This window comes from Isoptericola hypogeus, assembly GCF_039531145.1.
GTDB classification, from domain to species: domain Bacteria; phylum Actinomycetota; class Actinomycetes; order Actinomycetales; family Cellulomonadaceae; genus Isoptericola; species Isoptericola hypogeus.
The window spans coordinates 68,213-93,138 of record NZ_BAAAPM010000003.1 but is presented as its reverse complement, the minus strand read 5'-3'; the positions used below and the strand labels follow the sequence as shown (position 1 = coordinate 93,138).

General features: G+C 75.0%; 23 protein-coding genes. 11 read left to right on the top strand and 12 right to left on the bottom strand.

Features of this window, described 5'->3' with window-relative positions:
- Nucleotides 1–52: 52 nt before the first annotated feature.
- The 5 genes from ABD254_RS02755 to ABD254_RS02735 form a co-directional block, all read right to left on the bottom strand.
- Complete coding sequence (locus ABD254_RS02755) at nucleotides 53–1,849, bottom strand: acetyl/propionyl/methylcrotonyl-CoA carboxylase subunit alpha (RefSeq protein WP_344245427.1); 1,797 nt, start codon at nucleotides 1,847–1,849, stop codon at nucleotides 53–55.
- Nucleotides 1,850–2,108: 259 nt separating this feature from the next.
- Nucleotides 2,109–2,804, bottom strand: a complete 696-nt coding sequence (locus ABD254_RS02750; protein ID WP_344245425.1) for a Maf family protein — start codon at nucleotides 2,802–2,804, stop codon at nucleotides 2,109–2,111.
- A gap of 10 nt (nucleotides 2,805–2,814) precedes the next feature.
- Nucleotides 2,815–3,741, bottom strand: coding sequence for an AEC family transporter (locus ABD254_RS02745; protein ID WP_344245423.1), 927 nt, complete (start codon nucleotides 3,739–3,741; stop codon nucleotides 2,815–2,817).
- Nucleotides 3,742–3,799: 58 nt separating this feature from the next.
- Nucleotides 3,800–5,539, bottom strand: a complete 1,740-nt coding sequence (locus tag ABD254_RS02740) for a DUF885 domain-containing protein (RefSeq protein WP_344245421.1) — start codon at nucleotides 5,537–5,539, stop codon at nucleotides 3,800–3,802.
- A gap of 33 nt (nucleotides 5,540–5,572) precedes the next feature.
- Entirely contained in the window at nucleotides 5,573–5,794 is a 222-nt protein-coding gene (locus ABD254_RS02735; protein ID WP_344245419.1) for a DUF6458 family protein, read from the bottom strand.
- Between the two features lie 135 nt (nucleotides 5,795–5,929).
- Here ABD254_RS02735 and ABD254_RS02730 point away from each other — a divergent pair, with 135 nt between their 5' ends.
- The gene (locus tag ABD254_RS02730; RefSeq protein ID WP_344245417.1) at nucleotides 5,930–7,105 is read left to right on the top strand and encodes a glycerate kinase; all 1,176 of its coding nucleotides are present in this window, start codon (nucleotides 5,930–5,932) and stop codon (nucleotides 7,103–7,105) included.
- 3 nt (nucleotides 7,106–7,108) lie between these two features.
- Here ABD254_RS02730 and ABD254_RS02725 read toward each other — a convergent pair whose 3' ends face one another.
- The 4 genes from ABD254_RS02725 to ABD254_RS02710 form a co-directional block, all read right to left on the bottom strand.
- Nucleotides 7,109–7,681: a hypothetical protein gene (locus ABD254_RS02725; RefSeq protein ID WP_344245415.1), complete on the bottom strand. Its 573-nt coding sequence runs from the start codon at nucleotides 7,679–7,681 to the stop codon at nucleotides 7,109–7,111.
- Nucleotides 7,678–7,920 carry an acyl-CoA carboxylase epsilon subunit gene (locus ABD254_RS02720; RefSeq protein ID WP_344245413.1) on the bottom strand — a complete coding sequence of 81 codons (243 nt, stop codon included), beginning with the start codon at nucleotides 7,918–7,920 and terminating at the stop codon, nucleotides 7,678–7,680. The genes ABD254_RS02725 and ABD254_RS02720 overlap by 4 nt, the downstream gene beginning before the upstream one ends.
- Complete coding sequence (locus tag ABD254_RS02715) at nucleotides 7,917–8,510, bottom strand: hypothetical protein (protein WP_344245411.1); 594 nt, start codon at nucleotides 8,508–8,510, stop codon at nucleotides 7,917–7,919. The genes ABD254_RS02720 and ABD254_RS02715 overlap by 4 nt, the downstream gene beginning before the upstream one ends.
- Before the next feature lie 106 nt (nucleotides 8,511–8,616).
- The gene (locus ABD254_RS02710; protein WP_344245409.1) at nucleotides 8,617–10,242 is read right to left on the bottom strand and encodes an acyl-CoA carboxylase subunit beta; all 1,626 of its coding nucleotides are present in this window, start codon (nucleotides 10,240–10,242) and stop codon (nucleotides 8,617–8,619) included.
- 135 nt (nucleotides 10,243–10,377) lie between these two features.
- Here ABD254_RS02710 and ABD254_RS02705 point away from each other — a divergent pair, with 135 nt between their 5' ends.
- Nucleotides 10,378–11,304, top strand: coding sequence for a biotin--[acetyl-CoA-carboxylase] ligase (locus ABD254_RS02705; protein ID WP_344245407.1), 927 nt, complete (start codon nucleotides 10,378–10,380; stop codon nucleotides 11,302–11,304).
- A gap of 19 nt (nucleotides 11,305–11,323) precedes the next feature.
- Entirely contained in the window at nucleotides 11,324–12,418 is a 1,095-nt protein-coding gene (locus tag ABD254_RS02700; RefSeq protein WP_344245405.1) for an adenylate/guanylate cyclase domain-containing protein, read from the top strand.
- 7 nt (nucleotides 12,419–12,425) lie between these two features.
- Here ABD254_RS02700 and ABD254_RS02695 read toward each other — a convergent pair whose 3' ends face one another.
- The gene (locus tag ABD254_RS02695; protein ID WP_344245403.1) at nucleotides 12,426–13,214 is read right to left on the bottom strand and encodes an SOS response-associated peptidase; all 789 of its coding nucleotides are present in this window, start codon (nucleotides 13,212–13,214) and stop codon (nucleotides 12,426–12,428) included.
- Between the two features lie 118 nt (nucleotides 13,215–13,332).
- On the opposite strand from ABD254_RS02695, the gene ABD254_RS02690 reads away from it, so the two are divergent.
- From ABD254_RS02690 to ABD254_RS02680, 3 genes are all read left to right on the top strand, one after another.
- Nucleotides 13,333–14,568 (top strand): multidrug effflux MFS transporter, encoded by a 1,236-nt coding sequence (locus tag ABD254_RS02690; RefSeq protein WP_344245401.1) that lies wholly within the window; start codon nucleotides 13,333–13,335, stop codon nucleotides 14,566–14,568.
- Between the two features lie 85 nt (nucleotides 14,569–14,653).
- On the top strand, nucleotides 14,654–16,945 hold the full coding sequence (locus tag ABD254_RS02685; protein WP_344245399.1) for an esterase-like activity of phytase family protein: 2,292 nt from the start codon (nucleotides 14,654–14,656) through the stop codon (nucleotides 16,943–16,945).
- A 105-nt stretch (nucleotides 16,946–17,050) separates the two neighbouring features.
- Nucleotides 17,051–18,328, top strand: coding sequence for an LCP family protein (locus tag ABD254_RS02680; protein WP_344245397.1), 1,278 nt, complete (start codon nucleotides 17,051–17,053; stop codon nucleotides 18,326–18,328).
- A gap of 69 nt (nucleotides 18,329–18,397) precedes the next feature.
- Here the strand turns inward: ABD254_RS02680 and ABD254_RS02675 are convergent, their stop codons facing one another.
- Nucleotides 18,398–19,360, bottom strand: coding sequence for a LysR family transcriptional regulator ArgP (locus ABD254_RS02675; protein WP_344245395.1), 963 nt, complete (start codon nucleotides 19,358–19,360; stop codon nucleotides 18,398–18,400).
- 48 nt (nucleotides 19,361–19,408) lie between these two features.
- Between ABD254_RS02675 and ABD254_RS02670 the strand changes: the two genes are divergently transcribed.
- Nucleotides 19,409–20,068, top strand: coding sequence for a LysE/ArgO family amino acid transporter (locus ABD254_RS02670; protein ID WP_425553721.1), 660 nt, complete (start codon nucleotides 19,409–19,411; stop codon nucleotides 20,066–20,068).
- A 29-nt stretch (nucleotides 20,069–20,097) separates the two neighbouring features.
- On the opposite strand, the gene ABD254_RS02665 is transcribed toward ABD254_RS02670, so the two are convergent.
- The gene (locus tag ABD254_RS02665; RefSeq protein WP_344245391.1) at nucleotides 20,098–21,309 is read right to left on the bottom strand and encodes a pyridoxal phosphate-dependent aminotransferase; all 1,212 of its coding nucleotides are present in this window, start codon (nucleotides 21,307–21,309) and stop codon (nucleotides 20,098–20,100) included.
- 292 nt (nucleotides 21,310–21,601) lie between these two features.
- Here ABD254_RS02665 and ABD254_RS02660 point away from each other — a divergent pair, with 292 nt between their 5' ends.
- The 4 genes from ABD254_RS02660 to ABD254_RS02645 are packed head-to-tail and all read left to right on the top strand — an operon-like array spanning nucleotide 21,602 to nucleotide 24,925.
- Nucleotides 21,602–22,864 carry a TadA family conjugal transfer-associated ATPase gene (locus ABD254_RS02660; RefSeq protein WP_344245389.1) on the top strand — a complete coding sequence of 421 codons (1,263 nt, stop codon included), beginning with the start codon at nucleotides 21,602–21,604 and terminating at the stop codon, nucleotides 22,862–22,864.
- Nucleotides 22,864–23,721, top strand: coding sequence for a type II secretion system F family protein (locus tag ABD254_RS02655; protein ID WP_344245387.1), 858 nt, complete (start codon nucleotides 22,864–22,866; stop codon nucleotides 23,719–23,721). Before ABD254_RS02660 ends, ABD254_RS02655 begins: the two co-directional genes overlap by 1 nt.
- A 29-nt stretch (nucleotides 23,722–23,750) precedes the next feature.
- Entirely contained in the window at nucleotides 23,751–24,659 is a 909-nt protein-coding gene (locus tag ABD254_RS02650; RefSeq protein ID WP_344248471.1) for a type II secretion system F family protein, read from the top strand.
- A gap of 59 nt (nucleotides 24,660–24,718) precedes the next feature.
- On the top strand, nucleotides 24,719–24,925 hold the full coding sequence (locus ABD254_RS02645) for a hypothetical protein (protein WP_344245385.1): 207 nt from the start codon (nucleotides 24,719–24,721) through the stop codon (nucleotides 24,923–24,925).
- Nucleotide 24,926: the final 1 nt, after the last annotated feature.

The following is a 24,926-nucleotide window of genomic DNA, read 5'->3' as shown; positions in this document are numbered from 1 at the left end:
ATCATCCGGCACCGCTTCAGGACGTCGCGGGCCCTCTCGTCGACGAGCAACGTCAGTCGACGATGTCGCAGATGGCGGCGCCGGCGGTCACGCCGGCGCCGGGCTCCAGGGCGAGCGAGCGGACCGTGCCGGAGCGGTGCGCCAGCAGCGGCTGCTCCATCTTCATGGCCTCCAGGACGACGACGAGGTCGCCCTCGGTCACCTGGTCGCCGTCGGCGACCGCGACCTTGACGATGGTGCCCTGCATCGGCGAGGCGAGCGTGTTGCCGCTCGCGCCGCCGGTGGCCTTCGCGGCGCTGCGGCGTGCCGGCCGCCGCGCCGCGTTGGCACGCCGTGCCCGGCCTGCGGCGACGCCGAGCCCGGCGGGCAGCACGACCTCGAGCCGCCGTCCGCCGACCTCGACGACGACGCGCTCCGCCAGCTCCTCGGGCTCCTCCGCCTCGTCGGCCACCGGCGCGGCGGCGGCGGGGCCGAGCGCGGCGACGGTGTCCGCGAAGTCGGTCTCGATCCAGCGCGTGTGCACGCGGAAGTCGCCCGCGTCGTCCGACGCCGGCACGAAGTCCTCGGCGTCGAGCACGGCGCGGTGGAACGGCACGACGGTCGGGATGCCCTGGATCTCGAGCTCGCGCAGCGCCCGCCGCGCACGCTGCGCGGCCTGCGTCCGGTCGGCCCCCGTGACGATCAGCTTCGCGATCATCGAGTCGAACGCGCCGGAGACGGCGTCGCCCTCGACGACGCCCGTGTCGACGCGCACTCCCGGGCCCGTGGGCCAGCGCAGCGTCGAGACGGTGCCCGGCGCCGGCAGGAAGCCGGCGGCCGGGTCCTCGCCGTTGATGCGGAACTCGAACGAGTGGCCCCGCACCTGCGCGGCGTCGTAGCCGAGCGGCTCGCCCGCGGCGATGCGCAGCTGCTCGCGGACCAGGTCGATGCCGGTGACCTCCTCGGTCACCGGGTGCTCGACCTGCAGGCGGGTGTTCACCTCGAGGAATGACAGCGTGCCGTCCACGCCGACGAGGAACTCGCACGTGCCCGCCCCGACGTACCCGGCCTCGCGCAGGATCGCCTTCGACGCGCGGTCGAGCTCGGCCTCCTGTGCCGCGGTGAGGAAGGGCGCCGGGGCCTCTTCGACCAGCTTCTGGTGCCGGCGCTGCAGCGAGCAGTCGCGGGTGGAGACCACCACGACGTTCCCGTGCGCGTCCGCGAGGCACTGCGTCTCCACGTGCCGCGGCCGGTCGAGGTACCGCTCGACGAAGCACTCGCCGCGCCCGAACGCCGCCGTGGCCTCGCGCACCGCCGACTCGTACAGCTCGTCGATCTCGTCGGCGCTGCGGGCGACCTTGAGGCCGCGGCCGCCACCGCCGAAGGCCGCCTTGATCGCGACCGGGAGCCCGTGATCGGCCGCGAAGGCGTGCACCTCCACTGCGCCCGTCACCGGGTCGGGGGTGCCCGGGACGAGCGGGGCGCCGGCGGCATGCGCGATGTGCCGCGCGCTCACCTTGTCGCCCAGCGCCTCGATGGCGGCGGGCGGCGGGCCCACCCACACCAGGCCCGCGTCGATGACGGCCTGGGCGAACCGCGCGTCCTCGGACAGGAAGCCGTACCCCGGGTGCACCGCGTCGGCGCCGGAGCGCCGCGCGACGTCGAGGAGCTTGTCGACGTCGAGGTAGGTCTCGGCGGCGCGCTGACCGTGCAGCGCGAACGCCTCGTCGGCGAGCCGCACGTGCAGCGAGTCCCGGTCGGGGTCGGCGTAGACGGCGACGGAGGCGAGGCCGGCGTCGGCGCACGCGCGGGCGATGCGGACGGCGATCTCACCGCGGTTGGCGACGAGGACCTTGCTGATGGTGGGCACGGCTCACGGTAACGCCTGCGTCTCGCGGCTCCGGCACTCGCGACGCCCCCTCGCCGAAGTCTGTGCCCGGTGCCAACGCCGTTCGGGGCCGTTTGGAGGGATCCGACATGGACCGTGCCGGTTGAGCCTGTCGGAAGGGCCTGTGGTTGAGGGTTTCGACAGGCTCAACCCGCGACGACAGGCTCAACCCGCGTCGACAGGCTCAATCCGCGTCGACAGGCTCAACCCGCGTCGACAGGCTCAACCCGCGTCGACAGGCTCAACCCGCGTCGCGCAGTGCGCGCCAGGGGACGTCGAGCTCGCCGAGCAGCTCGCGCAGCAGCGGCAGGCTCAAGCCCACGACGCCGTGGTGGTCACCCTCGATCCGCTCGACGTACGGGCCGCCGAGGCCGTCGATCGTGAACGCGCCCGCGACGTGCAGCGGCTCGCCCGTGGCCACGTAGGCGTCGATCTCCGCGTCGTCGACGTCGGCGAAGTGCACCGTGGTGGACGACGTCGCGCCGAGGGTCGCGCCGGTGCCACCGTCGTCGGCTTCGCGGGCGTCCACGAGCCAGTGCCCGGAGTGCAGCACCGCCGCCCGCCCGCGCATCGCCCGCCAGCGGGCGCGTGCCTCGTCGGCGTCGGCGGGCTTGCCCACGACCTCGCCGTCGATCTCCAGCATGGAGTCGCAGCCGACGACGAGCGCGGAGACGCCGCTCTCCTCGACCTGGCGCGTCACCGCCTCGGCCTTGGCCTGGGCCAGCGCGAGCACGGCGTCGACCGGCTCGAGCGGGGTGCCGAGCGCGGCGGCTCGTTCGCGGGCGCCCGCGAGGACGGCGGGCTCGTCGACGTCGGACACCACGACGGTGGGAGTCACGCCCGCGGCGGCGAGGGTCGCGAGACGGGCGGGGGACCTCGAGCCGAGGACCAGGTGGACGGACGGGTGGACGGACGCGGGGTCTGACGTGTGCGGCACGGTCCGAACCCTAGCCACCGTGCAGCAGCAGCGTCGCGACGACGAGCACCACGGGGGAGGCGAGCGTCGTGACGAGGATGGTGTCGCGCGCCAGCAGCTCGGCGGTACGGAAGCGGGCCGCGTAGTTGTACACGTTCTGCGCGGTCGGCAGCGCGGCGAGCGTCACGGCCGTCACGACGCCCGCCTGGTCCAGCCCCGCGGCGTACCGGGCGAGGACGAAGGCCAGCACCGGCATCGCCACGGCCTTGAGGACGGCGGCCACCAGGGCGGCGCGCCGGGAGGTGCCCGGGGCCAGCGGACGCGACCCGTGCAGCGACATCCCGAACGCAAGCAGGATCATCGGGATCGCCGCGCCGCCGAGGATCTCCAGCGGAGCCATCACCACGTCCGGCGGCGTCCAGCCGGCGAGCGAGACCACCGCGCCCGCGAGGGAGCCCAGGATGATCGGGTTGCGCACCGGCTGGGCCAGCACGAACCGCACCGAGACCTTGCCCGTGGTCAGGGCGTCCAGCAGGAGCAGGACCACCGGAGCGAGCACCAGCAGCTGCAGCAGGATGACCGGCACCACGACGGTCGGGTCGTCGAGCACGTACACCGCCACCGGCAGGCCGATGTTGTTCGCGTTGACGTACCCCGCCCCGGCCGCGCCGACCGTCGCCTCCGCTGCCGGGCGCCGCAGCCACAGGGCGTTGACGACGACGAACAGGGCGGCCGTCCCGACGGCCGCCCCGGCCTGCACCAGCAGCGGCGCCTGGAACAGCTCGGTCACGTCGGCGCGGGCGACGACGGTGAACAGCAGCGCGGGGCTGGCCACGAAGAACCCGATGCGGTTGAGGGTCGCGCGGGCGTCGGGGCCGCCGAGCCGCAGCCGCGCGGCGAGGTAGCCGACCGCGACGACGACCCCGATGATCGCGAAGCCGGTGAGGATCCCGCTCATGCTGCGTGCACGCCCGGCCGGCCGCCCCCCGACCCGGGCGTGCCTCCGGTCACCGCGCTCAGACCAGCGCCCCGCGCAGCACGTCCAGACCCACGGACCCGAGGGAGAGCGCGCGGGCGTGGAAGGCCTTGAGGTCGAAGTCCTCGCCGCCCGCCTGCGCGGCCGACCGGGCGTCGTCGCGCGCCTGCTCCCACAGCCGCTGGCCCACCTTGTACGACGGCGCCTGACCGGGCCAGCCGAGGTACCGGTTGAGCTCGAAGCGCACGAACGACTCCGGCATGTTGACGTTCGCCAGCAGGAACGGCCACGCCTTCGTCGCGTCCCACACGCCGCCGCCCCACTCCTCGGGTGCCCGCTTGCCGAGGTGCACGCCGATGTCGAGGACGACGCGCGCGGCGCGCATCCGCTGCGCGTCGAGCATGCCGAACCGGTCGCCCGGGTCGTCGAGGTAGCCGAGGTCGGCCATGAGCCGCTCGGCGTACAGGGCCCAGCCCTCGCCGTGCCCGGAGACCCAGCACATGAGCCGGCGCCAGGAGTTGAGGGTGTCGCGGGCGACGACCGCGGCCGCGCACTGCAGGTGGTGGCCCGGGACGCCCTCGTGGTAGACCGTCGTCTTCTCGCGCCAGGTGTTGAACTCGGTGACGTCCGCGGGCACGGACCACCACATGCGGCCCGGGCGGGAGAAGTCGTCGCTCGGCGGGGTGTAGTAGATGCCGCCGGTCTGCGTGGGGGCGATGCGGCACTCGATCGTGCGCACCGGCCCGGCGATGTCGAAGTGCGTGCCGCCCAGGTCGGTGATCGCCGCCTCGGCGGTCTCCTGCATCCAGCGGCGCAGCGCGTCGGTGCCGTGCAGCGTGCGGGCCGGGTCGGCGTCCAGCGCGGCGACCGCGTCGGCGACGCTCGCGCCCGGGCCCGCGATCTGGCGGGCGACGGCCTCCTGCTCCGCGACGATCCGCGCGAGCTCGTCAAGCCCCCACTCGTACGTCTCGTCGAGGTCCACCTCGGCGCCGAGGAACTCGCGCGAGAAGAGCGCGTACCGCTCCCGCCCAACGGCGTCCCGCTCGGGTGCGCGGGGAGCCAGGTCGCGCTCCAGGAAGTCGGCGAGCCGCGCGTACGCCGAGCGCGCGGCGTCGGAGCCGCGCTCCAGCTCGGCGCGCACCAGGCTGCACGCGGACGACTCGTCGAGGACGGCCTCGGCGTCCTCGCTGCGGGCGAGGCCGCGGAAGAAGGAGTCCTCGCCGGCGAGCTCCCGCGCCTGGGCGACGCCCTCGCGGACCTGGCGGACCGCCGCGACGTTGCCGCGTCGTGCCGCCTCCGTGAGCGAGGCGATGTAGCCCTCCACGGCCTCCGGGATCGCGGTGAGGCGCGACGCCACGTTCTCCCACGCCTCGACCGAGCCGGTCGGCATGAGGTCGAAGACGTCGCGCAGCTGCTGCACCGGCGACTCGATGTTGTTGAGGCTGGCGAGCGGCTCGCCGGCCTCGTGCAGCTCCAGCGCGAGGCCCAGCCGCTCGCGCATCGCGGCCAGCGTGACGCGGTCGACGTCGTCCACCGGGCCGCGCCCGTCGCGCTCCAGCGCGTCGAGCTCGCGCAGCGTCGCGTGGTCGGCCGCCGCGCGTTCCTCGTGCCCGGCGGGGGACAGGTCCGTCATGCGGTGGTCGTACCCCGGGACGCCGATCGCGGTCGCCGTCATCGGGTCGAGGTCGGCGGCGCGCAGGACGTAGGCGTCGGCGACGGCGTCGATGGCGGTGGGCGTGCGGGGCGCGGCGAGGTCGTCACGTGCGGTGTGCTGAGTCACACGCCGCAGCGTAGACCCCGGGTCGGGAACCGGTCAGACCGGCGGCGGCGTGCGGTCGTCGTACCGCTCGACACGGTGGCTGGTGTGCGCGCGCTGGCGGTTCTGGACGAGCCCGAGAACCAGGGCGAGGATGCCGGCGCCGATGCAGATGTAGCCGACGATGTTGAGGTCGACGACCTCCCACGCGTCCGGAGCGATCGCGAACGCAAGGATGGCGCCGACGACGATGAGGAAGATGCCCAGTCCGATACCCACGGTCGTGCCTCCGTCCGGAGGCGTACGGTCGCGCCTCCTTCTTCGATCCTCACCACCCGGTCGGATGCTCGCAGGTCGCGCGAGCTCGCGAGACGGCCGCGCCGGGGTCCGCCGGAGTCGCTAGCCTCGTCCTCCGTGCACGACGACGTGAAGAACCCAGACCCGCGACCGCTGCGCGTGGTCGTCGCCCCCGACTCGTTCAAGGGCTCCGCGAGCGCCACGCAGGTGGCGCACGCGCTGGCCGCCGGCGCCCGGTCGGCCCTGGGCGAGGCCGCCACGATCCGCGCGATCCCGTTCGCCGACGGCGGCGAGGGGACGCTCGACGCGGTGCTCGACGCCTGGGGCGTCGTGCCCGGCACGGCCGCCACGACCGACGCGCTGGGGCGTGCCGTGACCGCCCGGTACGGCGTCTCGCCCGACGGCCGCACCGTCCTCGTCGAGGCGGCCGAGGCCTACGGCCTGCCGCTCGTCGCCGACGGCCTGCGGCCGCTGGAGGCCACCAGCCACGGCGTCGGCACCCTCGTGCTCGCGGCCCTGGACGGCGCGCCGACGGCCGAGGAGGTGGTGCTCTTCGTCGGTGGCTCGGCCACGACCGACGGCGGCGCGGGCCTCCTCGAGGCGCTGGGTGCGCGGTTCCTCGACGGCGCGGGCTCGCCGGTGCCGCCGGGCGGCGGGGGCCTGCGCGAGCTGGCCCGCGTCGACGCCTCCAGGCTGCACACCCGAGCCCGCGACCTGCGCTGGCGCATCGCGTGCGACGTCGACAACCCGCTGCTCGGCGCGCGCGGCGCCGCCGCCGTCTTCGGGCCGCAGAAGGGTGCGACATCCGGCGACGTGGCGGCGCTGGAGGCGGGCCTCGCCCGGTTCGCCGACGCGCTGGCCGCCGCCACCGGCAGCGACGTGCGCGACCTGCCCGGGGCGGGGGCCTCCGGCGGCCTGCCGGCCGGGCTGTCCGCCGTCCTCGGCGCCGAGCTGGTGCCCGGCGGCATCCTCGTCGCGGAGGCCGTCGGCCTCGACGCGGCGCTCGCGGACGTCGACCTGGTGCTCACCGGGGAGGGCCGGCTCGACGAGCAGTCGCTGCACGGCAAGGTGGTCGACACCGTCGTGCGGCTCGCCGGGCCGGGTGCGATCGTCGTCGTCGTGGCCGGCGGGGTCGAGCTCAGCCCCGCTCAGGTCGCGGCCGCCGGCATCGCCGCCGCGTTCTCCATCGCCCCCGGCCCGCGGACGCTCGCGGAGCTGAGCCGGGACGCCCTGGTCGAGCTGGAGCACACCGCGGCCCACGCCTGCCGGCTGGTCGCCGCGGCCCGCGGCTGACGGTCAGCGGCCCTTCGCCCGGCGGCGCACCGCGTCGGCCCAGTCGCGCTGGTAGCGCACGACGACGGTGTCGGTACCCGGCGCCCACCACACGGCGACGGGGTCGCCGTCGCGCGGCGGCTCGGGCGCGTCGTCGTCGCGGGCGGCCAACATCATCGAGAACGTGTCCTCGGCGGTGCCGTCGTCGGTCGGGTACGTGACGAGGCCGGAGACCAGCCGCCCGGAGGCGGTGGAGCGCTCGCGGACGAGCACCGACCCGGTGACCGACCGGGCGCCGGTGCCGAAGGCGGCCGCGGCGCGGGCCTCGGCGGCGGAGCGCTGGTCGTCGCGATAGCGCACCAGCGCGGCGACGGCGGTGACCATGAGGGCGGCGAGCATGCCCATGAACAGCCACAGCTCCACCTCGCCGGACGGGTCGTCCAGCGTCCGCCGCGCGACGTACAGGCCCGCGGCCGCGACGAGAGCCGGCGCCCAGAGCCACCGACGCACCCAGCCGGGCCGGGCGGGGGTGGGGAGCTCGCCGAGCGGGGCCTCGACGTCGTCCGCGCGGTCGACCTGCTGCCAGAGGACGCTCACGAGTGCAGGCTCCAGCGCCACGCGTCCGCGTGGTGCCGCCCCCACCGGCCGCCGAAGCTCTTCGCCGTGACGCCCGCGCCGTTGCCGCGCACCGTGCGGGCGCGGTTGGTCCACTCCTCGACGGGCGCGTCGTCGTCGGGCAGCCCGCCCGCGGAGGCCACGGCGGCCAGCCCGGCCACCAGCGCGGCCACCTCGACGTCGTCGGGCTCGCCGCGCACCACGCGCACCTCGGGGCTCACCGGTCCTCCTGCTGGTCGGTCGGGCCGTCGTCGTCGGTGCCCGAGAGGTCGTCGAAGCCGTCGTCCTCGTCCGCGTCGTCGCCGAAGTCGACGGCCGCGCCGCGCGACGTCGCCCACTCGGCGACCTCGTAGCCGCCGTCGAACAGGCGCTGGGCCACGTCCGTGCCCGCCTCGTCGAGCAGCTCGATCACGCCGTCGAGCGTCATGCTGGCGCCGGGCACCGGGTCGGCGACGACGAACCCGAGGTAGAAGACCTCCGCCGGCACCGCGCCCTCGGGGGCGTCGTGCGCGTCCTCGGGCTCCTCGCCCTCCTGCGGCTCCCAGACCGAGCTCGTGAGGTCCGGGTGCATGCCCAGGGAGTCGTGCAGCGCGTCGAAGACGGCGGCGTTGAGCTGCCCGACGCGGTTCTCCAGCGCGAGCACCCGCGGGTCCTCGTCCGCCTCGGCCGCGCCGAACTCGGCGCGCACGCCGACCGCGGTCTGCACGTACTGGTGCAGCGCCTCGGCCAGCGCGTCGACGGCACGGTGCATCGGCTCCGGTTCGACCGACCCGAGCGGGGCAGGTCCGTGGGTGGCGTCCTCGTGGCTCATCGGGTCATTCTCTCCCTCAGTTCCTGAGCCTGTCGAAGGGCCGCGGGTCTCGACCCTCCCACGGGCTTAGGAGGGCTCAGGGGGGCGCAGGCTCGGCCGGCGGCCGTCACAGGGGGATGTTGCCGTGCTTCTTCGGGGGCAGGCTCGCCCGCTTGCTGCGCAGCGCCCGCAGCGCGCGCACGACCTGCACGCGCGTCTCCGAGGGGCGGATGACGGCGTCCACGTACCCCCGCTCGGCGGCGTCCCACGGGTTGACGATGGCCTCGGTGTACTCGTCGGTCAGCCGCTGGCGCTCTGCCTCGACGTCGCCGCCGGAGTCCGCGACCTCCTTGAGCGCCGAGCGCTGCAGGATGTTCACTGCGCCGCTCGCGCCCATGACCGCGACCTGCGCCGTCGGCCACGCGAGGTTGACGTCGGCGCCGAGCTGCTTGGAGCCCATGACGATGTAGGCGCCGCCGTACGCCTTGCGCGTGATGACCGTGACCAGCGGGACGGTCGCCTCGGCGTACGCGTAGATGAGCTTGGCGCCGCGGCGGATGATGCCCTGGTGCTCCTGGCCGACGCCGGGCAGGAAGCCGGGCACGTCGACGAACGTCAGCACGGGGAGGTTGAAGGCGTCGCAGGTGCGCACGAACCGCGCCGCCTTCTCGGCGGCGTCGATGTCGAGGGTGCCCGCCATCGACAGCGGCTGGTTGGCGACGACGCCCACCGACCGCCCCTCGACGTGCCCGAAGCCCACCATGACGTTCTGCGCGAACAGCGGCTGTACCTCGAGGAACGACTCGGGGTCGAGCACCGCCTCGACGACCGCGCGCATGTCGTACGGCTGGTTGTCGCTGTCTGGGACGATGGCGTCGAGCGCCTCGTCGTCGGCGGTCACCTCGAGCGGCAGGTCGTCCTCGGGCGGGAACGACGGCGCGTCGCCGAGGTTGTTCTGCGGCAGGTAGCCGATGAGGTGCCGCACGTAGTCGATGGCGTCGTCCTCGTCGGCGCCCAGGTAGTGCGCGACGCCGGACGTGCTGTTGTGGGTGCGCGCGCCGCCGAGCGTCTCGAAGTCGACGTCCTCGCCGGTGACGGTGCGGATCACGTCCGGGCCGGTGATGAACATGTTCGACGTGCCGTCGGCCATGACGATGAAGTCCGTCAGGGCGGGGGAGTACACGGCGCCGCCCGCGCTGGGCCCCAGGATCAGCGAGATCTGCGGGATCACGCCCGACGCCGCGACGTTGCGCCGGAACATCTCCGCGAACTGGGTGAGCGCCGCGACGCCCTCCTGGATGCGCGCGCCGCCGCCGTCGGAGATGCCGATGATCGGCACCCCGGTGCGCAGCGCGAGGTCCTGGACCTTCGCGATCTTCTGCCCGTGCACCTCGCCGAGCGACCCGCCGAAGACGGTGAAGTCCTGGCTGAACACGCACACCTGGCGGCCGTCGACCGTGCCGTGGCCGACCACGACGCCGTCGCCCGCGACCCGTCGCTTGTCGAGCCCGAAGTTGCGGCTGCGGTGCTTGGCGAGCGCGTCGAGCTCGACGAAGCTGCCGTCGTCGAGCAGGGCCTCGATCCGCTCGCGCGCCGTCTTCTTGCCGCGCGCGTGCTGCCGGGACCGGGCGTTCTCCTCGGCCTGCGTCGTGGCCTCGGCCCGGCGCCGCTCGAGGTCGGCGAGCTTGGCGGCGGTGCCGGCGAGCCGGGTCGGCTCGAGGGCGTCGGTCGGGGCCGTGGTCGCGTCGTTCACCCGATCGACCCTAGATGGTGGGATGCCACCGATCGATGGGCGACAGGCCGCCGCCGGGCGCCGAAGTCTTGGAGGTTCCCCACAACTGCGCTGCCTTCGGTCCGCGTGCGGGCCGCCGTGCGGGAGGATCGGGGGGTGGACCGATCCCCGCTCGACGTCGCCACGTTGCGCCGTGCGCTCCTCGCGCCGGCCGGTCCGCTGGGCCGGCTCGACGTCGTGGGCGCGTCGCCGTCGACGAACACCGCGCTCGTCGATGCCGCCCGCCGCGACCCTGAGGCCTGGCCGGCGCCCGCGCTCCTGGTCGCCGAGCACCAGGTCGCGGGCCGCGGTCGCGCCGGCCGGTCGTGGGAGACGCCGCCGCGGGCCGCGCTCACGGCCTCGGTGCTGCTGCGGCCCGACGTGCCGGCCGGAGCGCTCGGCTGGCTGCCGCTGCTCGCCGGCGTCGCCGTCGTCCGCGCCCTGGATCCGCTGCTGGGGCCGGTCGGCGTCGAGGCGTGCCTCAAGTGGCCCAACGACGTGCTGCTGCCCGCCGCCGGGGCCGTGCCCGGGTTCGGCGCGTACCGCAAGGTGGCGGGGATCCTCGCCGAGGTCGTGCCGCACGTCCCGCGGGCGACGGCGCCCGACGGCTCGCCGGCCGTGCGCCCGTCCGTCGTCGTCGGCGTGGGGCTCAACGTCTCGCAGGCGGCCGCCGAGCTCCCGGTGCCCACCGCGACGTCGCTCGCGCTCGCGGGCGGCGCGCGGGCAGGCCAGACGGGCGACGACCGCACCGCGCTGCTCGCGGCGCTGGTCGGGGAGCTGGTGGCCGCCGTCGGGCGCCTCGAGGCCGCCGGCGGCGACGCGGCGGCGGCCGGGCTGGCGGGCGAGTACGCGGCCCGCTCGGCGACCCTCGGCACGCGGGTGCGGGCGGAGCTGGCGGGCGGGTCCGGGGTGGTCGAGGGCGAGGCGGTGCGGGTCGCGTGCGACGGGTCGCTGGTCGTCGCGGCGCCCGGCGGCGAGCGCGTCGTCACGGCGGGCGACGTGCACCACCTGCGGGCGACGGGCTCCCAGCCGCCGCCCAGGTGACGCGCACTACAGTTGTCGCGTGACGAGCGACACCACCACCGGGAACCCCACCGACGACGGCGCGCCGGAGGTGCCGGGCGCTCCGTCGGCGGGGCCGGGGGGCGTCCGTCCGGGCGACACGGCCGCCCGGCTCGACGAGGAGATCCTGGGCGGCCCGCGGCGGTACTCGCTGACGGACCTCGTGACCGGGACCGGCCTGTCCCGCGAGTTCATCGAGAACTACTGGCGCTGGCTCGGCCTGCCCGTCACCCACCCCACGGAGGTGTGGTTCACCGACGCGGACATGCTGGCGCTGCGCGAGATCGGCCGGCTCGTCGACACCGAGCAGCTCGACGAGCAGGCTCAGATGACGTTCATCCGTTCCCTGGGGCACACCACCGACCGGCTCGCGCTCTGGCACGTCGAGGCGCTCGTCGAGCTGATCCAGCGCCGGCACGGCCTGGACGACGTGAGCGCGCGGCTCGCGGCCCTGGACCGCGTGCCGGAGCTCGCGGACCTGATGTCGCGGCAGCTCGAGCACGCCTGGCGGCGCCAGCTCGCCGCGCTCACGGGGCGCCTCGCCACGGAGTTCGGCGGCGCCCACGGCGCCGCGGCCGCCGGCGCCGTGGACGAGCTGCCGCTGCGCCGGGCCGTCGGCTTCGCCGACATCGTCTCGTTCACCAAGCGCACGGCCGGCCTGGGCTCCCAGGAGCTGGCCGAGTTCGTGCAGCTCTTCGAGTCCCGGGCACGTGACGTCATCACCGAGGCGGGCGGCCGCGTGGTCAAGACCATCGGCGACGCCGTGCTGTTCGTCGCCGACGACGTGACGACGGGCGCCGAGGTCGCCCTCGGCCTGGCCGCGCCGCATGCCGCCGACGACGAGATCCCCGTGCGCGTGGGCTTCGTCTGGGGCCGCGTGCTGTCGCGGTTCGGCGACGTCTTCGGCCCCGACGTGAACCTCGCGTCGCGGATCACGGAGCTGGCCGAGCCGACGTCGGTGCTGGTCGACCCGCCGACTGCCAAGCTGCTCGCGTCGTCGGCCCGCTACGCCCTCACGGCGCAGGCGCCCCAGGAGGTCCAGGGGATCGGGGAGATCACCCCGGTGCGGCTGCAGCGGGCGTACACCGGGGGCTGACCGTCCCTCAGGCCCCGCCCGTGGCGACCACGTCCGGGTCCCGCGGGTCGGGGTCGGGCTCGATGAGCGAGGGCCGGTTGTTCTGCACCGAGCCGACCGCGTCGCCGACGGGGACCGTGGCCATGCCGACCTGCGGGCCGGTGACGACGGCCATCGCCTCGTCGGCCCCGACGGCCGGATCGAGCCAGGCGTCCCAGGCGGCGCGGGGGAGGACCACCGGCATCCGGTCGTGGATGCGCTCGAGGTCGTCGGACGCCGCGGTGGTGATCACCGTGGCCGAGACGAGCCACCGGTCGGGGTCGTCGTCGGCCTTGGACCGGTCGCGCCAGAACTCGTACAGGCCCGCGAGCGCCGCGACGTCGCCGTCGTCCGGGTGGATCCAGTACGGCTGCTTCGGCACCTTCGCCTTCGCGGGGGCTCCCGGCGGCAGCTCGAGCTTGCGCCACTCGAAGTAGCCGTCGGCCGGCAGCAGGCACCGCCGGACGCCGAGCGGCTTGGCGAACGCCGACTTCTCCAGGAGCGACTCCGACCGCGCGTTGATCATCCGCGCCCCGACGCCCGGGTCCTTCGCCCACGACGGGACGAGGCCCCAGCGCGCGACCCGCAGCGAGCGCGTGATCTCGCCGGTGTTCTTCCCGTCGATGCGCCGCGGCCGCTCCACCACGATCCGCACGGGGTCCGTGGGGGCGACGTTCCACGACGGCGGCAGCAGGCGCGCGTCGTCGGCGATGTCGGCGACGGCGAGGTCGTCGGCGAGGTCCTGGGCGTCGCGGAACGACGCGTAGCGGCCGCACATGGGTCCATCGTCGCGCACGCCGCCGACAGCGGGCCAGGCGTGCAGGGTGAGAGGGCTCACCACGTGGCCCCGGAGATTTCCCGTGCCTCGGTCGTATCGTTTCGATAGGATGGCGGCCATGCCCGCCGACTCTCCCGCGACACCCGTGCGCGCCCGTTCGCCGTACCGCTGGGTGCTCATGCTCGGGGCGCTCGCCGCGCTGCCCGCCTTCACCGTCGACATGTACCTGCCGTCCCTGCCGGAGGTGGCGGCGGACCTCGGCTCCACCGCCTCGTTCGCCCAGCTCTCCGTCTCCGTCATGCTCATCGGCGGCGCCGCGGGGCAGCTCGTCATCGGCCCGCTGTCCGACCGCTACGGTCGCCGCGCCCCGCTGCTGTGGGGCCTGGGCCTGCACGTCGTCACCTCGCTGCTGTGCGCGTTCGCCCCCAACATGACCGTCCTCATCGGGCTGCGCCTGCTGCAGGGCTTCTTCAACGCGGCGTGCGGCGTGGCCGCGATGGCGGTGGTGCGCGACCGCTTCGTCGGCTCCGAGGCGGCCCGCATCCTGTCCCGCCTCATGCTCGTCATCGGCGTCGCGCCGATGCTCGCGCCGACGTTCGGGTCCGCCGTCGCCGCGGCGGCCGGATGGCGGTGGGTCTTCGCGGTGCTCGCCCTCGCGGGCGTCGCGATGGCGGTCGTCGTGTGGCGGCTCATGCCCGAGACGCTGCCCGAGCCCCGGCGGCAGCGGGGCGGCATGAGCAGCGTCTTCGCCGGGTACCGGGTGCTCCTGCGCGACCGGCGCTTCATGGCGCTCGCGGTCATCCCCGGCCTCGGCCAGGCCGTGCTCATGAGCTACGTCGTCGGTTCGCCGTTCGTGTTCCAGGAGGGCTACGGGCTCTCCCACTCGCAGTTCGCCCTGCTCTTCGCGCTCAACGGCCTCGGGCTGGTGGTCTCGGCCCAGATCAACGCCGCGCTGGTCCGGCGGGTGGCGCCCATCCGCCTGCTGCGCGCCGCCCTGGCGATCCAGGGGGTGTTCGCGGTCGGGCTGCTCGTCGTCGCACTCACGGAGGCCGGCGGGCTGATCGGCCTGCTGGTCCTGCTGTGGATCGTGCTCGCCTTCCAGGGCCTCATCCCCGCGAACGCGTCCGCCATCGCGCTGTCCCGGCACGGCGAGCGGGCGGGCACCGCCGCCGCCGTCATCGGGGCGGTGCAGTCGGGCATCGCCGGCGTGGTCTCGCCGCTGGTCGGCGTCCTCGGCGGCGGATCCGTCGCGATGGCGTCCGTCATGCTGGCCGCCCTGTGCTGCGCCCTGCTGGTGCTCGCCCTCGCCACCCCGGCCTACCGTCGCGACGGCTGGGTGGAGCTCGCGCACTGAGGACGGCGTCGCCGTTCACCCAGCCGACGCCGGGACGCCACGCTCAGTTCTTGCGAGCGTCGCCGGGCCTCGGTGGGATCGGTCCATGAGACGCTCACCGCTGCTCCGCACCGCCGCGGCCGGTACCGCCGCGGCCCTCCTGCTCACCACCGCGGGCTCGGCCGCCGCCGTCGCCGGCGGGCGGCCGGGCGACCGGCACGACCCCGGCCCGCAGGCCGGGAGCTCCTGGCACCTGGAGCCCACCCTCGAGGGGCGGGCGACCCTGTCCGCCGACTTCCTCGCCGAGGGGCCGGCGTCGGGCGCGCAGGCGTCCGCCGCCAACGGGCGCCAGGGCCCGTGGGACGGGCAGGTGATCCCCGGCTTCTCGGCCATGATCGACAACGGCGACGGCACGTTCTGGGCCCAGCCTGACAACGGGTTCGGGTCGAAGGGCAACTCCGCCGACTTCCTGCTGCGCAGCTACCTCGTGGAGCCGGACTGGGACACCGGCGGGGGTCGCGACGGCTCGGGCGAGATCGAGGTCCTCGACCACGTCTCGTACGACGACGCGAACGACGTCCTGGACTTCGACATCGTCCACGAGGGCTCGGACGAGCGGCTGCTCACCGGCGCCGACTTCGACATCGAGTCCGTGGTCCGGGCCGACGACGGCACGCTCTGGGTGGGCGAGGAGTTCGGCCCGTTCCTGCTGCACTTCGACGCCGAGGGGACGCTGCTCGAGAAGCCGTTCCCGCTGCCGGGCGGGCTGAAGTCCCCGCAGAACCCGTATCTCGACGACGGCGAGGAGCCGACGGTGCGCGCGAGCCGCGGCTTCGAGGCGATGGCACCCGCCCGCGGCGGCCGCTACCTGTACCCCGTGCTCGAGGGCGCGCTGCCGGGCGACGACGACCAGCGCCGCCGCGTGATCCGCGAGTTCGACACCCGCCGCGGCGAGTACACCGGCCGCACCTGGGACTACCAGGCGGACCAGGAGGGCAACGTCCTCGGCGACGCCTTCGCCGTCGGGAAGGACTCGTTCTGGATCGTGGAGCGGGACGACCTCGAGGGTCCGGCGTCGGTCACGAAGCGCGTCTACGAGATCGACCTGAGCGAGACGGACAGGGACACCCCCCGCGGTGAGGGGTACGTGCGCAAGGAGCTCGTGCTCGACGCGCTGCGGGTCGAGAACCCGCGCGGCATCGACGCGGGCGAGGGGTACGGCCTCGGCGAGACCTACGCCCTGCCGGTGCAGTCGTTCGAGACGGTGCTGCGGCTGCGCGACGGTCGCATCCTCGTCGGGAACGACAACAACTACCCGGGCAACGCGGCGCGCAACCCCGGGACGCCGGACGACACCGAGATGGTCGTCATCGACCTGGAGCGCGAGCGCACCCGCGACGACGGCATCACCGTCGTCGGGCACCGCGGCGCCTCCGGGTACCGGCCCGAGCACACGCTCGCCGCCTACGAGCAGGCCATCCTGCAGTGTGCCGACTACATCGAGCCCGACGTCGTGCCCACGTCCGACGGCGTGCTCGTGGCCCGGCACGAGAACGAGATCAGCGGCACGACCGACGTCGCGGACCACACCGAGTTCGCCGACCGCCGCACCACGAAGACGATCGACGGCACGGCGGTGACCGGCTGGTTCACCGAGGACTTCACGCTCGCCGAGCTGCGCACGCTGCGCGCGGTCGAGCGGCTGCCGCAGGTGCGGCCCGGCAACACCGCGTTCGACGGGCTCTACCAGGTCCCGACCCTCGACGAGGTGCTCGACCTCGCCCGGCACTCGGAGACCTGCGACGGCGAGCCCGTCGGCGTGTACCCCGAGACGAAGCACCCGACGTACTTCGACTCGGTGGGCCTGTCGCTCGAGGCGCCGCTCGTCGAGCAGCTCGACGCGAACGGCTTCGACTCGCGCCGCGACCCGGTGATCGTGCAGTCCTTCGAAACCGGCAACCTGCGCGAGCTCGACGACGCGACCGACGTGCGCCTCGCCCAGCTCGTCTCCTCCAGCGGCGCACCGTACGACCTGGTCGCCGCCGGCGACCCGCGCACGTACGCCGACCTGGTCACGCGCTCCGGGCTGCGAGAGATCGCGCGCTACGCCGACGGCGTCGGGCTGGAGAAGAACGTCATGATCCCGCGCGAGGCGGACGGCACGCTGGGCGAGCCCACCCCGGTGATCCGCGACGCGCACCGGACCGGCCTGGAGGTGCACGGCTGGACGTTCCGGGCGGAGAACCAGTTCCTGCCGGCGGAGTTCCGCTCGTCGGCCGATCCGGCCGCCCACGGCGACCTGGCCGGCGAGCTCGACGCGTTCCTCGACGCCGGGATGGACGGGGCCTTCTCCGACCACCCGGACGTCGCGGTCGCGGCGATCGAGGCGCGCCGCTGAACCCGTCGGTCGAGCCTGTCGAGACCCCGGCCCCGGCAGGCTCGACCAGCGGGTGAACTGGCCTCCCCTCGCGCGAACGCGCTGCTCACGGCCTAGGCTCGCGGTGTGCAGCGGACCCCACCGCGCCACGCGCACGCCCTCGTGACGCACGGCGTGATCCGGACGACCGCGCTCGTCGCCACCGGGCTGGTCGCCCTCGTCGGGGTGGCCGCGGTCGCGTCGTTCGTCGACCTGCGGTCCCAGATCGGGGTGTCCGACGTCGAGCCGCTGCTCGGCGACGACACCGACCGGCCGCCCGCGGTGGCGGCCGAGCAGGACCCGAGCGACCCGTTCGCGGGCAAGGCCCTCAACATCCTCGTCATGGGCACCGACTTCCGCGACGAGGCGAACGCCGAGATCGCGGGGGCGGGCGACGAGTTCCACTCCGACACGACGCTGCTGGTGCACGTCTCGGGCGACCGCAGCCGCATCGAGGCCGTGTCGATCCCGCGTGACTCCCTCGTCGACATCCCGTCGTGCAGGCTGCCGGGCGGGGGGCAGACGGCGGCGCAGCCCGGCGCCATGTTCAACACCGCCTTCACGCTCGGCGGCGGGGCCGACAAGGACGTCACCGGCGCTGCGGCCTGCACCATCCGCACCGTCGAGAGCCTCACGGACGTGCGCGTCACCGACCACGTCGTCGTCGAGATGACCGGGGTCATCGGGGTCGTCGACGCCATCGGTGGCGTGACGATGTGCCTGCCCGAGCCGGTCGTCGGGCGCAAGGTGGACCTCGACCTCGACAAGGGGAAGCAGAAGCTCGACGGGTACACGGCGATCAACTTCCTGCGTGCCCGCCAGGGCGAGGGCATGGGGCTGGAGATCGGCAGCGACCTCAAGCGCATCGAGCGGCAGCAGGCGTTCTTCGACGCGACGATGCGCGAGATCCTGTCGCAGAACGTCATCACCGACTCGCCGCGGCTGTACCGGATGGTGCGCGAGATCCTCGGCTCCATCTCGACCAGCCCTGACCTCGCCAGCCCGGCGGCGCTCGCCGGCCTCGCGTGGAGCGTGCGCGACCTCGAGCCGGGGCGGATCGTGTTCACGTCCGTGCCCGTCGTCGAGGCGCCGACCGACCCGAACCGCGTGGTCTGGACGTCCGAGGCCGACGAGATCTGGGAGCGGATCCGCGCCGACGAGGCGCCGCCCGGCAGCCCGGCCGTCCAGGCGGGCGAGAAGGGCCCCGCGTCCACCGGAGCGACCACGGTCGACGACGACGTCACGTCACCCGGCACGGACGACACGGGCGCCGTCGGCGGCGAGGACGGCGACGGCGGAGCCCGCGGAGGCGGCGGCGGCAAGGCCACGCCGAGCCCGTCGCTGCTCCCCGGCGTCTGCGCCTGACGCTCGCTGGTTGAGCCTGTCGAAACCACCGGCTCGGGTCTCGACGAGCTCGACCGGCGAGGGACGACCTCAGCGCTGCGGGAGCACCCGGGCGGCCTCGGCGACCAGGGCGTCCGAGACCCGGTCCAGCACGTCCGAGCGCAGCTTCCACTGCTGCAGGTAGATCGGGACGTCGACGACGGCGTCGTCGTCGAGCAGCAGCACGCCGCCGGGGTCCGACGGTGCGTCGTCCGGCCCGCCGTCGAGCAGCGCGAAGCGCCCCCCGGGCCCCGGCAGGGGGCCCCACATGCCCCACCCGAGGCCGCGCCGGATCGCGTCGACGTACTCGGACGTGCTGGGGACGTGGTGCCGGGGCGGGTCCGGGACCTGGGCCCCGGCGGCCGCAGCGCGCTCGCGCAGCCACGCGTCCTGCAGGTCGTCGGCGCGGTTGAACACGAGCATCGGGGCGCGGCCGAGGGCGTCGACCGTGGCGCCGTCCGGGAACCACCTCTCGATCACGGACCGCGCCGCCGCCGGCCGGTACCGGGTGACGCCGAGCGGCACCGACGTGCACCCCTGCACGGGCTCGCGCTGCGAGGTGATGGCGGCCATCACGACGCCCGCGGGGAGCAGGTCCACGGTGCGGTCCTGGTCCTCGCGGTACAGGTCGAAGCACACGCCCTCCACCCGCGCCAGCGCCGGGACGACCCACGTGGCCAGCGAGTCGGCGTTGACGGCGAGCGGGATGGTCACGGGGCGCCGGTCCGCCGCGTCGCCACCGCCGGCGTCGCCCGCCCCCGGGCCGAGCGCGCGGCTGGCCTCGGCGCCCAGCAGCTCCACCTGGCGGGCGAGCCGCAGCAGGGTGCGGCCGGGCTCGGTGGGCGCGACGGGACGGGTGCGACGCACCAGCACCGACCCGGCCGCGTTCTCCAGGGCGCGCACCCGCTGGCTCACGGCGGAGGGCGTGACGTGCAGGGCGTGGGCCGCGGCCTCGAAGGTGCCCTCGGTGATGACGGCGGCGAGCGCCTCGAGCTGTCGGGAGTCCCATCGCATGGGCCGAGCCTAGATGAGGCAGTGCTTCATCGGATGAAGAAACTGCAGATGGACTTCATCGCCGGGCGTGCCTACCGTCGAGGGGTGCTCACGTTCCTCGCCGGCCTCGGGTTCGGCCTGTCCCTCATCGTCGCCATCGGCGCGCAGAACGCCTTCGTGCTGCGCCAGGGCGTGCGACGCGAGCACGTGGGCGTCGTCGTGGCGGTGTGCGCGGCGTCCGACCTGGTCCTCTACTTCGCGGGCACGGCGGGGCTGGGCGCGCTCGTCGTGAGCCACCCCGCGGTGGTCGAGGTCGCGCGGTGGGCGGGCGCCGCGGTCGTGCTCGGCTACGGCGCGCTGGCCGCGCGGCGGGCATGGCGCGGCGACGAGTCCGGCCTGGCGGCGGCGTCCGACGGCGCGGTGGTCGACGCGGGCCGGCGGCTGCGCCCGGTGCTGCTCACGGCGCTCGCGCTCACCTGGCTCAACCCGCACGTGTACCTGGACACGATCGTGCTGCAGGGGTCGCTCGCGGCGTCGCACGGCGACCTGCGCTGGGCGTTCACGGCGGGCGCGGCCGTCTCCAGCGTCCTGTGGTTCGTCGCGCTGGGCTACGGCGCGCGGCTGCTCGCGCCCGTGCTGGCGCGCCCCGGCGCGTGGCGGGTCGTGGACGGCGTCGTCGCGGGGATCATGCTGGTCGTCGCGGTGACCCTGGTCGCGCCGGCCCTGTAGGCCGCCAGGCCGCCGGGCTACCGCGCGGGCTACCGCGCCAGGCGGGCGAGCCGCCCGACGGCGTCGCGCAGCACGTCCTCGCGCTTGACGAACGTGAACCGGACGCGCGAGCGGAGCGCGTCGGACGTCGCGGAGCCCGCGCGGCAGAACGCCGACACGGGGACGGCGACGACGCCCGCGAGCTCCGGCAGGCGGTAGCACAGGTCGTGGCCGTCGTCGAACCCGAGCCGGGCGCCGTCGGCGATGACGAAGTAGGTGCCCTGCGGGACGACGACGTCGAAGCCGGCGGCCGCCAGCCCGTCGCACAGCAGGTCGCGGCGGGACGCGAGCGAGGCGGCCAGGGCGCGCGGGGTCTCGTCGTCGGCCAGCGCGGCGGCGATCGCCGGCTGGAACGGCGCGCCCGAGCTGTAGCTGAGGAACTGCTTGACGGTGCGCACCGCCGTGACGAGGTGCGCGGGCCCGTGCACCCAGCCGACCTTCCACCCCGTGAGGCTGAACGTCTTCCCGCTGGAGGAGACGGTGAGCGTGCGGTCGGCCATGCCCGGCAGCGTGGCGAGCGGGACGTGCGCGGCGTCGTCGAAGACCAGGTGCTCGTACACCTCGTCGGTGAGGACGATCGCGTCGGCCTCGCGCGCGACGGCCGCGACCTGCTCGAGCTCGGCGCGGGTCAGCACGGTCCCCGTCGGGTTGTGTGGCGTGTTGACGACGATCATCCGCGTGCGGGGCGAGACGGCGGCGCGCAGGGCGTCGGCGTCCAGGCGCAGGTCGTCGGTGGTGAGTGGCACCGGGACGTGCGTGGCGCCGGACATCGCGACCGCCGCGGCGTGCGAATCGTAGAACGGCTCGAGCGTGATCACCTCGTCGCCGGGGCCGGCGAGGGCGAGGATCGACGCGGTCAGGGCCTCGGTGGCGCCCGTCGTGACCAGCACCTCGGTGTCCGGGTCGACGTCCAGGCCGTAGTGCCGGCGCTGGTGGTCGGCGACCGCGCGGCGCAGCTCGGGCACACCGTCGCCGGGGGCGTACTGGTTGCGGCCCGCGTCGATCGCGGCCTTCGCGGCCTCCTTGACGTAGCCCGGGCCGTCGACGTCGGGGAAGCCCTGGCCGAGGTTGATCGCGCCCGAGCGGACGGCGAGCGCCGTCATCTCGGCGAAGATCGTCTGCGCCACGGAGCCGTCGGGGGCGAGGAGGCCCGTCGCGCGGGCGACGTCGTGCCAGCGGCCGGGCGGGGGAGTCGTCGGCATGGGCCGACCCTAGCCGCACCGGCCTCGGGTCTCTCGGCGCGGTCGCGAGCCGGGCGACACGCCCGCCGGAGCGTGAGGTGCGTCACATCCTGTTCGTCGGCGTCGGCCGGACGAAACGGGCGGACGGAAGGCGCGGAACCGCGGGACCTGCGGGTTCGGACGGGCTCCGCGCGAACCCGGACGGGCGGCCCGACGCGGTTGTCCACAGGGTGGCGCCGCACGGTTGCCCGGGTCCCCTACTCTGGGCCGCCTTCGAGCAGGCCGCCGTGGCCGCACGACGAGAGGGAGATCAGTGCCGATCGAGACGTTGGCGACCCGCGACGCCACCGCCATCCTCGAGCACGAGGTGCGCGAGCTCGTCCGCCGCCGGGCGATCGACCCGGTCCGCGACCGGTCGGGCCTCGACCGGCTCGTCGCCGAGGCCGTCGCCGACTACTCCGACCGCGCCACCCTCGGCGTCGTCCCCGCGCTGCCCGACCCGCGCGACGCCGCCCGGTCCGTCACCGACGCCCTCGGGGGGCTGGGGCCGTTGCAGAAGTACCTCGACGACCCCGAGGTCGAAGAGGTCTGGATCAACAGCCCGGCCCAGGTCTTCGTGGCACGCCGCGGCGTGCCCGAGCTGACCACGACGATCCTCACGGACGCGCAGGTGCGCGACCTCGTCGAGCGCATGCTCAAGGCGTCCGGCCGCAGGCTCGACCTCAGCTCGCCCTTCGTGGACGCCTCGCTGCCGGGGGGAGAACGGCTGCACGTCGTCATCCCTGACATCACGCGCCGGCACTTCGCGGTCAACATCCGCAAGCACATCGTGCGGGCCAGCCACCTCGACCACCTGGTCCGGCTCGGCTCGCTCACGGCCCACGCGGCGGCCTTTCTCGACGCCGCCGTCCGCGCCGGCCTCAACGTGCTGGTCAGCGGGGCCACCCAGGCGGGCAAGACGACCATGCTCAACGCCCTGGCCGGCTCGATCCCGGTGGGGCAGCGGGTGATCTCCTGCGAGGAGGTCTTCGAGGTGCGGCTCGCGGCGCGCGACCACGTCGCGATGCAGTGCCGGCAGCCGAGCCTCGAGGGCACGGGCGAGATCCCGCTGCGCCGGCTGGTCAAGGAGGCGCTGCGGATGCGCCCTGACCGCATCGTCATCGGCGAGGTCCGGGAGGCCGAGAGCTTCGACATGCTCGTCGCGCTCAACGCCGGCATCCCGGGGATGTGCACCGTGCACGCCAACTCCGCCCGCGAGGCCGTCACCAAGATGTGCACGCTCCCGCTGCTCGCGGGGGAGAACGTCTCGGACCGGTTCGTGGTCCCCACCGTCGCGTCCGCGATCGACCTCGTCGTCCACCTCGACGTGGCGCCCGACGGGGCTCGGCAGGTCCGCGAGATCGTCGCGGTGACCGGCCGGGTCGAGGGCGACCGGGTCGAGACGGCGGGCCTGTTCCACCGGCTGCCGGCCGACGCCGGCGGTGACCTGGTGCGCGGCGACGGCTTCCCGCCCGGCGAGGAGCGGTTCGCCCGCGCGGGCGTCGACGTGCGGGCCCTGCTCGTCGGGGCGCGCTGATGGGCGTGGTCGTCGGCCTGCTGCTCGGGGCCGGCCTGCTGTGCGTCTGGCTGTCCTGCTGGGAGCCGGCCGCGCGGCGTGGGCGCCGCGGGGCCCGCGGCGCCGTCGTCCAGGACCTGCTCGTCCAGGCGGGCGCGCCTTCGGTCACGCCGCGGGCGCTGTGGTCGTTCAGCGCCGCGACCGGGGTCGTGGTGCTGCTGGCCGGCGTCGCGGTCACGCGGTCGCCCGCGATCGCCGTCTGCTTCGCGGTCATGGCGGCGCTCGCGCCCGAGGTGCTGGTGCGCGCCCGGGCACGCAAGCGGCGGCGGGACCTGCGGGAGGTCTGGCCGGAGGTCGTCGACCACCTGGCCTCCGGCGTGCGCGCGGGCCTGTCGCTGCCCGAGTCCGTGGCCCAGCTCGGCGAGCGGGGCCCGGCCGAGCTGCGCGAGCCGTTCGCCCGGTTCGCCGCCGACTACCGCGCGACCGGCCGGTTCGGCGAGTGCCTGGACCTGCTCAAGGCGCGGCTCGCCGACCCTGTGGCAGACCGCATCGTCGAGGCCCTGCGCCTCACCCGGGAGGTGGGCGGCACCGACCTCGGGCGCCTGCTGCGCACGCTCTCGTCGTTCCTGCGCGAGGACGCCCGCACGCGCGGCGAGCTCGAGGCCCGCCAGTCCTGGACCGTGAACGGGGCGCGGCTCGCCGCGGCGGGGCCGTGGGTTGTGCTGGCGTTCCTCGCGACCCGGCCCGAGACCGCGCAGGCCTACGACTCCGCCGCCGGGGTCGCGGTGCTCGCCGCCGGCGCCGTGGTCTCCCTGGTCGCGTACCGGCTGATGATGCGGATCGGCCGGCTGCCCGAGGAGGGGCGGGTGCTGCGGTGAGCGGCGGCTGGGTCTCCCTGCCCGGAGCGATGATCGGACTGGTTGGTGGCCTCGGCATCCTGCTCGTGGTCTCGCGCCTGCGGGCGCGCCGGATCACGCTGGACGAGCGGCTCGGTCCGTCGCTGCGGCCCCGCGACGCGACGTCGGGCCTGCTGCGCGAGCACGAGGTGCGCACCCCGTTCGGCGTGGTCGAGCGGTTGCTCGCGCCGTGGGTGGCCGACGCCGCGCACTGGTTCGAACGGCTCGGGTCGCCCCGCGCGGAGCTGCGGCGCCGCCTCGACCGGGCGGGTCTGGTGCAGAGCGTCGAGTCGTTCCGCGCGCGCCAGGTGGTGTGGGCGGCGCTGGGGCTCGCCGCCGGGCTGGCGCTCGCCCTGCTGCTCGCCGCGGCTCGCGGCTCGTCACCGGTCCCGCTCGTCGCGCTGGTGGTCCTGTCGGGGGCGGTCGGCTTCGTCCTGTGCGACCAGCAGCTCGGCCGCGCCGTGCGCCGCCGCGAGGAGCGGATGCTCGCGGAGTTCCCGACGATCGCGGAGCTCCTGGCGCTCGCCGTGACGGCCGGCGAAGGGCCGGTGCCGGCGCTCGAGCGCGTCGCCTCCACGGCGCGGGGCGAGCTGTCGGGCGAGATCTCCGCGATGCTCGCCGACGTGCGCGCGGGCGCGCCGATCGCCGTCGCGCTGACCGCCATGGCGGACCGCACCGGCCTGCCCTCGCTGACCCGCTTCGCCGAGGGGGTGGCCGTGGCCCTGGAGCGCGGCACCCCGCTGGCGGAGGTCCTGCGCGCCCAGGCGCAGGACGTGCGCGAGTCCGGACGGCGCGCGCTCATGGAGGCGGGCGGCAAGAAGGAGGTCGCCATGCTCGTGCCGGTGGTCTTCCTCATCCTGCCGATCACCGTCGTCTTCGCCGTCTTCCCCTCCCTCGCGACCCTGCGCATCGGGTTGTGAGCCCGATGCCGCACCTCAGACCGGCCGCACGACCGCGGCACCACCCGAAAGGAACGACCATGCAGCACGACGAGACGCAGCCCCGGGACCTGGAGACGCAGCATCCCGACCTGCCCGCCGCCGACGACCCGGAGCGCGGCGACGTCCCGGGCTGGGTGCTCGTCACTCTGATGACGGCAGGACTTGTCGTCGCGCTCTGGGCCGTCGCCGGCCCGCTGCTCGAGGACGCGTTCACCCAGGCGATCTCGAGCGTCACGGGTCGCTGAC